This window comes from uncultured Neisseria sp., assembly GCF_951230505.1.
Lineage (GTDB): Bacteria > Pseudomonadota > Gammaproteobacteria > Burkholderiales > Neisseriaceae > Neisseria.
The window spans coordinates 1-9,443 of sequence record NZ_CATNVN010000067.1; the positions used below are offsets into that span (position 1 = coordinate 1).

At 51.3% G+C, this 9,443-nt stretch carries 12 protein-coding genes; 9 read left to right on the plus strand and 3 right to left on the minus strand.

The window, feature by feature from the left end:
• Positions 1 to 122: 122 nt before the first annotated feature.
• A complete protein-coding gene (locus Q1M25_RS05645) occupies positions 123 to 779 on the minus strand; it encodes a cytochrome b/b6 domain-containing protein (protein WP_300482727.1) in 657 nt (218 codons plus the stop codon).
• 53 nt (positions 780 to 832) lie between these two features.
• Between Q1M25_RS05645 and Q1M25_RS05650 the strand changes: the two genes are divergently transcribed.
• Positions 833 to 1,714 carry an NAD(P)H-hydrate dehydratase gene (locus tag Q1M25_RS05650; protein WP_300482730.1) on the plus strand — a complete coding sequence of 294 codons (882 nt, stop codon included), beginning with the start codon at positions 833 to 835 and terminating at the stop codon, positions 1,712 to 1,714.
• A 150-nt stretch (positions 1,715 to 1,864) separates the two neighbouring features.
• Entirely contained in the window at positions 1,865 to 2,812 is a 948-nt protein-coding gene (locus Q1M25_RS05655; protein WP_300482733.1) for a bile acid:sodium symporter family protein, read from the plus strand.
• 69 nt (positions 2,813 to 2,881) lie between these two features.
• Here Q1M25_RS05655 and Q1M25_RS05660 read toward each other — a convergent pair whose 3' ends face one another.
• Complete coding sequence (locus Q1M25_RS05660) at positions 2,882 to 3,445, minus strand: YceI family protein (protein ID WP_300482735.1); 564 nt, start codon at positions 3,443 to 3,445, stop codon at positions 2,882 to 2,884.
• A 278-nt stretch (positions 3,446 to 3,723) separates the two neighbouring features.
• Here Q1M25_RS05660 and ilvD point away from each other — a divergent pair, with 278 nt between their 5' ends.
• The 7 genes from ilvD to ubiE all read left to right on the plus strand — a co-directional run bounded on the left by ilvD (position 3,724) and on the right by ubiE (position 9,037).
• Complete coding sequence (gene ilvD, locus Q1M25_RS05665; RefSeq protein ID WP_003746398.1) at positions 3,724 to 5,583, plus strand: dihydroxy-acid dehydratase; 1,860 nt, start codon at positions 3,724 to 3,726, stop codon at positions 5,581 to 5,583.
• Between the two features lie 69 nt (positions 5,584 to 5,652).
• Positions 5,653 to 5,784, plus strand: a complete 132-nt coding sequence (locus tag Q1M25_RS05670; RefSeq protein ID WP_256388404.1) for a hypothetical protein — start codon at positions 5,653 to 5,655, stop codon at positions 5,782 to 5,784.
• Positions 5,785 to 5,852: 68 nt separating this feature from the next.
• The gene (locus tag Q1M25_RS05675; protein ID WP_300482740.1) at positions 5,853 to 7,142 is read left to right on the plus strand and encodes a CAP domain-containing protein; all 1,290 of its coding nucleotides are present in this window, start codon (positions 5,853 to 5,855) and stop codon (positions 7,140 to 7,142) included.
• 76 nt (positions 7,143 to 7,218) lie between these two features.
• Positions 7,219 to 7,452 (plus strand): cytochrome b6, encoded by a 234-nt coding sequence (locus Q1M25_RS05680; RefSeq protein ID WP_300482742.1) that lies wholly within the window; start codon positions 7,219 to 7,221, stop codon positions 7,450 to 7,452.
• A gap of 1 nt (position 7,453) precedes the next feature.
• The gene (locus Q1M25_RS05685) at positions 7,454 to 7,885 is read left to right on the plus strand and encodes a DUF971 domain-containing protein (protein ID WP_300482744.1); all 432 of its coding nucleotides are present in this window, start codon (positions 7,454 to 7,456) and stop codon (positions 7,883 to 7,885) included.
• Between the two features lie 19 nt (positions 7,886 to 7,904).
• Complete coding sequence (locus Q1M25_RS05690; RefSeq protein ID WP_300482747.1) at positions 7,905 to 8,270, plus strand: MBL fold metallo-hydrolase; 366 nt, start codon at positions 7,905 to 7,907, stop codon at positions 8,268 to 8,270.
• A gap of 29 nt (positions 8,271 to 8,299) precedes the next feature.
• Complete coding sequence (gene ubiE, locus Q1M25_RS05695; protein ID WP_004519946.1) at positions 8,300 to 9,037, plus strand: bifunctional demethylmenaquinone methyltransferase/2-methoxy-6-polyprenyl-1,4-benzoquinol methylase UbiE; 738 nt, start codon at positions 8,300 to 8,302, stop codon at positions 9,035 to 9,037.
• An 18-nt stretch (positions 9,038 to 9,055) separates the two neighbouring features.
• On the opposite strand, the gene Q1M25_RS05700 is transcribed toward ubiE, so the two are convergent.
• A partial coding sequence (locus Q1M25_RS05700; protein WP_300482752.1) for a PfkB family carbohydrate kinase occupies positions 9,056 to 9,443 on the minus strand: 388 nt, incomplete at its 5' end.

The following is a 9,443-nucleotide window of genomic DNA, read 5'->3' on the forward strand; positions in this document are numbered from 1 at the left end:
CAGCATCTTGCGCTGCGTTAAGGCCGTCTGAACATCATCTTTTAAACCCTAAAAAGCAACCGACCCCAACAGCCATCACAGCTATCGGGGTCGGTTTGTTTTTGGGTGTCCGCCTTAAAACATCAGCCGCGCAACATCCATACTGCACACGCTAACGCAATCGCCACCACCAAAGCGGCAAGCAGTTGTCCCATTCCTGCCAACTTAGGCTGCTTGGCATCGATGGTTTTAAAGCCGTTAATCATCGGCGTAATCAAATCCTGTTTTTTCACAAAGCGATACAGCAAAACAGCCGCAATATGTACGCCTACTAAAACGGCCAAAATATTAAAGAAATTGATATGGATTTTTCGCGCCAGCGTACCGGCGTGTTCGCTGACCAAATGATTCAAAAAACCGGAATTGGTAAACGTATTTTCATCGGCGGCAAATAAGCCTGTGGCCGTCTGAAAAACCAAGGCGGCCAATAAAGCGATGACCATCAGCGCGCCCAAAGGATTGTGGCCGACCAATTCGTTTTCAGACATTTGGCCTTGTGTGTAGCGGCGAATTTCGGAAAACGGACGCACAAATCGGCTGAATTTTGCCGTATCGCTGCCCCATATCCCCCAACACAAGCGGAAAGCCACCAACGCAAGCATCAACAAACCGCCGCGCAAGTGCCATACCAGCATATCGCCGCCTTGGGTTGCGCTGTACCACATGAATCCTATTAATAACACCAAGAGCCAATGGAACAGGCGCGTAGGTGCGTCCCAAACTTTTATTTTTTGCTTCATTACCTTTTACTTTCTGATTTAAAATTAAATTTCTTATCTTGGAAGGTTATGCCATGCAGCCCATCTACACGTTTCCCGAATCGCTTCAAGCTTTTCAGACGGCCTTAGCATTTCCCGACGTATTCCGCCCCCGCGCCCAAGAATCGCACAAAGGCACATACGGCACGCTTGCCATTATCGGTGGCGCAACGGGGATGAGCGGCGCAGTGGTTTTGGCAGCCACAGCCGCCATGTATCAAGGGTGCGGCAAGGTTTGGGCAGGCTTCAACCAAGCCACGCTGCCTTTTGCCATCATTCCCGAACGCCCTGAAATCATGCTCGCCACTGCAACCCAACTGATGGAGCGCAACGATGTCAGCGCACGGGTAATCGGCTGCGGATTCGGTTTGGACAGATTATCAGAGCAGCTACTGCCCAAAATCCTGTCTACACACCATGACCGGCCTTTATTGCTCGATGCAGATGCTTTGACACTGCTGTCCCGTTCTTCCGAATTGGCCGAACGCCTCAAATCGTACAAACATATCGTCCTGACACCTCATCCGGCAGAAGCTGCACGCCTACTCGGTACCGATACCCAATCAGTACAAGCCGACAGGCAAAAAGCCGTGACCGAAATCAGCCGTAAATATGGCGCGACCGTCGTATTGAAAGGCCATCATACATTGGTGGCCATGGCAGACGGCATAGTCTATACCAACACCAGCGGCAATGCCGGTTTGGCCACCGCAGGTAGCGGCGATGTCTTGAGCGGCATTATCGGCAGCCTGATGGCACAAGGCATTCCGGTCTTTCAGGCCGCCTGCGCCGGAGTATGGCTGCACGGAGCGGCGGCCGATGTCATCAAACACAGCAGCCAAATCGAAACCGGCATGCTTGCCGGAGAAATCGCACCTGCCGCCCGATGGCTGCGCAATATTTTATCAAAAGAATAATGCCGTCTATATAGCAAATACAAATCACAGGCCGTCTGAAAATCAATCTCTATTTTCAGACGGCCTGGTTTATTTTTAAGTCATTTTGCAAATTAAGGTTAAGACGTGTATCCTTGACTTCCCTTAAAAACAACTTCACAACATATTATCATGAGTATCCTCAATAAAATCAGCAACTTTATTGGAAAAACATTTTCCCTTTGGGCTGCGCTCTTTGCCGGCATCGCTTTTTTCGCACCCGACACCTTCAAATGGGTCGGCCCTTACATTCCTTGGCTTCTAGGCATCATCATGTTCGGCATGGGCTTGACGCTCAAACCTTCCGACTTCGATATTTTGTTCAAACGCCCCAAAGCCGTCATCATCGGCGTGATTGCACAATTCGCCATCATGCCGGCAACCGCCTATCTGCTGGCCAAGCTGTTGAACCTGCCTGCCGAAATCGCAGTCGGTGTGATTTTGGTCGGCTGCTGCCCGGGCGGTACGGCTTCCAATGTAATGACTTATCTGGCGCGCGGCAATGTGGCTTTGTCGGTTGCCGTTACATCGGTTTCCACCCTGATTTCCCCATTGCTGACCCCCGCCATCTTCCTGATGCTTGCCGGTGAAATGCTGGAAATCCAAGCGGGCAGTATGTTGATGTCCATCGTCAAAATGGTTTTGTTCCCCATCGTTTTGGGCTTGATTGTCCATAAAATCTTGGGCAACAAAACTGAAAAACTGACCGACGCACTGCCGCTGGTTTCCGTTGCCGCCATCGTGCTGATTATCGGCGCGGTTGTCGGTGCCAGCAAAGGCAAGATTATTGAAAGCGGTCTGCTGATTTTTGCCGTTGTCGTACTTCACAACGGCATCGGCTATCTGCTCGGCTTCTTTGCCGCTAAATGGACCGGCCTGCCTTATGATGCACAAAAAACGCTGGCCATCGAAGTCGGTATGCAAAACTCGGGCTTAGGCGCCGCGCTTGCCGCCGCACACTTTGCCGCCGCGCCGGTTGTTGCCGTTCCCAGCGCATTGTTCAGCGTGTGGCACAATATCTCCGGCTCACTCTTGGCAACTTATTGGGCAGCCAAAGCCGATAAAAATAAAGAATCCTAAACGTCTTTAATCATAAGGCCGTCTGAACAGATTCCGTTCAGACGGCCTTTATTTTGAAATCAAGCAGGATTATTGTTTCACTGCTTCGATTTGGATATTGATGTTAACTTTTTTGCTCATACCGGCACTAACCAAATAATCCAAGCCCCATTTGGTACGGTCGATGGTGGTGCTGAAGTCGCCGCCGCACGCTTCTGCTTTTGCCATCGGGCTTTGGTAGCAGTTGAATTTATCGGCTTTGAGTTTTACCGGCGCAGTTTTGCCGTTCATGGTCAGGTTACCGTCAACAGACAGCAGTTTTTTGCCGTTGAAATTGAATTTGGTGGATACAAAACGAATTTCAGGGTATTTGTCTGCATTGAAAATATCGGCAGATTTCAAGTGTTGGGTAAAGTGGTCCGAACCGGTTTGCAGTTTGGACAAAGGCAATACGATATCGATAGAGCCTTGGCGTTTGGCACGGTCAAATTCCAAATTGCCGGTCAAACCATAAATACCGCCGACGTTGGTGCTGGTGTTGAAATGGTCGATGGCAAAACGGGCATTGGTATGAAATTCGTCCACTTTATAAACAGCGGCAGACGCAGCAGAAGCCAACATGGCCGAACACAATGCAAACATGATTTTTTTCATCGTCTTATCCTTAGAAATGTGAGAAGTTCCCTATCATATCACTTTTTGATGCCAACATCTTTTGCTACTGAGAAAGACAGCGTTTCATATTAAGAAAACTTCAGGCCGTCTGAAGAAGTGAGCAGCAAATTCAGGTGAAGCAAATACAGTTTAGTTTTATTACAAAATAGCGTGCTTCATCGCTCGTAATTGGTATAAAATACCGAGTTATTTCTACAACGGGCCGCCAATTAACCAGCCTATTTCAGACGGCCTCAGCATAAAACAAAGGAACAAAAATGCCTGAATACCGCTCCAAAACCTCTACCCACGGCCGCAATATGGCAGGCGCGCGCGCATTGTGGCGTGCGACCGGCGTAATGGAAACCGACTTCGGCAAACCGATTATCGCCATTGCCAACTCCTTCACCCAATTCGTCCCAGGCCACGTACACCTGCACAACATGGGCCAACTGGTGGCCCGTGAAATCGAAAAAGCCGGCGGCATTGCCAAAGAATTCAACACCATCGCCATTGACGACGGTATCGCCATGGGCCACAGCGGCATGCTCTACTCCCTGCCCAGCCGCGACCTGATTGCCGACTCCATCGAATACATGGTCAATGCCCACTGCGCCGACGCGCTGGTGTGCATTTCCAACTGCGACAAAATCACCCCGGGCATGCTGATTGCCGCCATGCGCCTGAACATTCCGACCATCTTCGTTTCCGGCGGCCCGATGGAAGCCGGTAAAGTTATCGGTGTAGCCAACATTCAACCAGAACGCCGCTTGGATTTGATTGACGCCATGATCGAATCGGCAGACGACAATATCAGCGACAAACAAGTCGAAGAAGTCGAGCAAAACGCCTGCCCGACTTGCGGCTCCTGCTCCGGCATGTTTACCGCCAACTCCATGAACTGTCTGACCGAAGCACTCGGCCTTTCCCTGCCGGGTAACGGTTCTTATCTGGCGACCCACGCTGGCCGCAAAGAATTGTTCCTCGAAGCCGGCCGCATGATTGTCGAAATCACCAAACGCTACTACGAGCAAGACGACGAAACCGTATTACCACGCAGTATTGCCACTAAAAAAGCGTTTGAAAATGCCATGACCATGGACATTGCCATGGGCGGCTCTACCAATACCATTTTGCACCTGTTGGCCGTTGCCAACGAAGCCGGTGTCGATTTCAAAATGGCCGACATCGACCGCCTGAGCCGCGTTGTACCTTGCATCTGCAAAACCGCGCCAAACAACCACGACTACTACATGGAAGACGTGCATCGCGCAGGCGGCATCTTCGCCATCCTGAAAGAATTGGACAAAGCAGGCAAACTGCACACCGACGTGTACACCATCCACGCGCCAACACTGAAAGATGCGATTGAAAAATGGGACGTGACCAACCCTGAAAACACCCATGCCATCGAGCGTTTCAAAGCAGCTCCAGGCGGCGTGCGCACTACTCAGGCGTTCTCGCAAAACCGTATGTGGAAAACCCTCGACCTCGACCGCGAAAAAGGCTGTATCCGCGATGTTGAGCATGCCTACTCGCAAGACGGCGGCTTGGCAGTATTGTTCGGCAATATCGCCGAGCGCGGTTGCGTAGTGAAAACCGCAGGCGTGGACGAGAGCATCCTCAAATTTACCGGCCGCGCCCGCGTGTTTGAAAGCCAAGAAGACGCAGTAGAAGGTATTTTGGGCAACCAAATCGTGGCTGGCGATATCGTCATCATCCGCTATGAAGGCCCTAAAGGCGGCCCGGGCATGCAAGAAATGCTGTACCCGACTTCCTACCTGAAATCCAAAGGTTTGGGCAAAGCCTGCGCCCTGCTGACCGACGGTCGCTTCTCCGGCGGTACTTCCGGCCTGTCCATCGGTCACGCTTCGCCTGAAGCGGCAGAAGGCGGCGCAATCGGTTTGGTACACGAAGGCGACACCATCGAAATCGACATTCCAAACCGCAGCATCCACCTTGTCATTTCCGATGAAGAGCTTGCCGCACGCCGCGCCGAAATGGAAGCACGCGGCAGCAAAGCGTGGAAACCGGAAAACCGCGACCGCTACGTCTCCGCAGCCCTGCGTGCCTACGGCGCGATGGCGACTTCCGCCGACAAAGGCGCAGTACGCGACGTATCGCAAATCGAACGTTAATTAACCTGACTTTAAGGCCGTCTGAACGCTTTCAAGTGTTTCAGACGGCCTTCATTCAAACGGACAAATATGGACAAATTCATTTTAGCGATGATCGGCATGGCCATTGCCCTGTTGATTATTATTGGTGGCGGATTTATCGCTGTCGAATATTTCAAATCCCATCCTGAAGCATTCCAAGTCAAGCCGCTATCAAAATAATCATTTAACGGCATGAGTTTCAAGGGGAAAGAACCGCAGCTCAAGGCCGTCTGAACGCAGTACATATAATGAAACACATTCTTTACTGGCTGGGTGGTTTTGCCATCGCCCTCGGCATATTCCAATACTACGAAACCCATCGCTATTCCGAAGACCAGCTCATCTATGCCCAACCGCCGCAAAATCGTACTGCCGTTGCCGATTTTGACGCCTTGGCGTATTTAAACTTCCTCCGCTCCTCAGCCAATCTGCCCGCACTGGCGCACTCAGCCACACTCGAACGCGCCGCGCGCAATCATGCCCGCTATCTACTGCAAAACCCTGACGACGGCCATGACGAACACAATACGCGCAATCCCTTTTATACAGGCCCACGCCCATCAGACCGCACGCGCAAAGCCGGTTATGCCTATAAAGGCGTGCACGAAAACGTCAGTACCGGCCAGCATCCGCCAAACGAAAAAATCAACGACCACCTTCCTGCCCAACATCAGCTGGACAACCTGATGACGGCGATTTACCACCGCCTCTCCTTACTCGATCAAAATATCGACGAGGCTGGAGCCGCGTTCGAATCGCAAGGTAAACAAATCGCGTTGAGCATCAATCAGGGCGACAGCAGATTCAACAACCTCTGCCAAAAAAACCGCCCCCTATCCGACCTCAGCCGTTCGTTTTATCAAGATGCCTGTCATGGTCATGCCATTGTTTATGCGGATGAAATTTCCAACCGTAAACTCCGGCCTTACATTACCTATCCGCAAGGCAACTTCGCCTCGCCGGTTTTCCACGACGAACGTCCCGACCCTATGCCGCATTATGAAATGACCGGCAATCCGGTCAGCATCGCCTTCTCAGAACAATCGCCTCCGGTCAAAATGCGTTCGTTCAAACTGTATCGGGACACAAAAGAAATCAGCGACGTCAAAATCTTAGATAAAGATAATGACCCAAACCGCCTCCTGACCGAACGCCAATTTGCACTGTTTCCTTTACAGCCATTGGAATACGACACCGACTACCGTGCCGTATTCGAATACCGTCAAAACGGAAAAAACAGAACAGCCGAATGGACATTCAGCACGCAAAAACCCGATTATCCTTATTTCATCGTCAAAGGTGGCGAAACGCTGGCCATCGAATCCGGACAAAAATATTTTATCCATTGGCAGGATTTTTGGTGCTTGAAGCAATGCGAACGCTACAACTACCGCATGAACCGCGACACCCAACTCGACATTATCGAGCGGCAGGCGGGCGGCATCATTATCCGTGTCAACGGAAGCAAAGGCAGCAGCATCCGTTTAATGCCCGAAGGCGAAGACAGGCGCGCCATTACACTTTATTTATGGAAATAAAGCCGTTTTCAGACGGCATGAAGCACCAAAAAGCTGATAAAATACCGCCTCACCACCCTACGGCAAGCTATCCAACATGACCAAACATCCGCAAACAGCAGCCAATACCCGCTATGCCTTTGCCAGCATTGCCGCCATGTTGGCCGCATTTTTACTGTTCGTTGCCGTGATGTTGCTGCCTTTGGGGCTGACGACGGGCACGCAAGTAAGCCTGATACGGCTTTCACTCTACGCAATCGTGCTGTTTGCCGTACTTGGCGGTATTTTTTCTGTACGCGTTGCCTATTTGCGTAAAAAGAACGGAGCATGACATGACCCAAGCCGATAAAATTCCACAAGAAATCCGCCTCCAGCAAGAGCGGCGCGTACTGACTTTGGTCTATGTTGACGGTGCCAAAAGCCTTCCTGCCGAATACCTGCGCGTGTACTCGCCCAGCGCGGAAGTGCGCGGACACGGTCCAGGTCAAGATGTTTTGCAAACAGGCAAAGCCGAAGTCAGTATTACCGATTTAGAACCCGTCGGCCAATACGCATTGAAAATTACTTTTTCAGACGGCCACGACAGCGGCCTTTATGATTGGGACTATCTCTACCGACTGGCGCACAATCAAGACGCGCTTTGGCAAGACTATCTCGACCGCCTCGAGAAAGCAGGCGCATCTAGAACGCCAAGTGCCGAAGATTTGAAATCCAAACATACGCATTCCTGCGGTAGCGGCGGTTGCGGCGGAAAGGCCGTCTGAAAAAAGCGAGGCCGTAACATTGGACGACGGCAGAATCATTGACGGCAAAGCGTTCCTCTCCCCGTCCAAAAAAGGACGGGTAGTAGCCATCTTCGGCGATACCAAGGCCTATCCGCAGGCAGTGCGCGCCGCGCAAAACGCAGACGTTTTGGCGCATGAAGCAACCTTTGCGGCAGGCGATGAAGAGACAGCGGAACGAGTGTTCCATTCGACCGCATCCAATGCCGCCAAGCTGGCCTTGCAAGCCAATGTGAAACAACTTTACCTGACCCACATCAGCGCACGTTATACCGAAGAAGGACAACGCCTGATGCTGGAGCGGCAGGCACAAACTATATTTCCCGCGTCGAAAGTGGTTGGCGATTTCGACGTATTCGATATCTGAATCCGTATTATTTTAAGAAGGCAGACACTATGAGCGACCACAAAACCCATTTCGGCTTCTCTACCGTTGACGAAGACGAAAAAGCAGGCAAAGTTGCCGAAGTCTTCCACTCCGTGGCAAAAAACTACGACATTATGAATGATGTAATGTCCGGCGGTCTGCACCGTGTTTGGAAACATTTCACCATCAATACCGCGCGCCTGAAAAAAGGCGACAAAGTATTGGACATCGCCGGCGGTACAGGCGATTTGTCCCGAGGCTGGGCGAAACGTGTGGGCAAAGAAGGCGAAGTTTGGCTGACAGACATCAACTCTTCCATGCTGACCGTCGGCCGCGACCGCCTGCTCAACGAAGGCATGATTCTGCCCGTATCATTGGCAGACGCTGAAAAATTACCGTTCCCCGACAACTATTTCAATTTGGTTTCCGTCGCATTCGGCCTGCGCAATATGACGCACAAAGATGCCGCACTGAAAGAAATGTACCGCGTATTGAAACCGGGCGGCACCCTGCTGGTGTTGGAATTCTCCAAAGTGTACAAACCTTTGGAAGGCGTGTACGACCTCTACTCTTTCAAACTGTTGCCGATTATGGGCAAACTGATTGCCAAAGATGCCGACAGCTACCAATACCTCGCCGAGTCCATCCGTATGCACCCCGACCAAGAAACTTTGAAGCAAATGATGCTGGATGCAGGTTTCGACAGCGTGGATTACCACAACATGAGCGCAGGCATCGTTGCCCTGCATAAAGGCGTGAAATTCTAAGGCCGTCTGAAACAAACATTATTGCTCTTCCAATGCCTTATTCAACTCTGCAAACGAGCAAACCGCCGTACCAAGTTTTGCCACGACAACGCCCGCTGCCGTATTAGCAAGGTGCATCGCTTCAGGCATGGTATAGCCTGCCGCCAAACCCAAGCCCATTCCGGCAATAACGGTATCGCCCGCACCGGATACATCATAAACTTCTTGGGCCCGTGTAGGCTGATAAATCGGCTCACCCTCATTGAACAGGGTCATACCCTCTTCGCTTCGGGTCAGCAAAATAGCGGTCAAGTCGAGATGGCGGCGCAGATTTTGGGCTTTCTCGGTCAAATCGTTTTCGTTTTTCCAGCTTCCCACCACTTCTTTCAATTCTGCACGGTTAGGCGTAATCAGCGTAGCGCCGGCA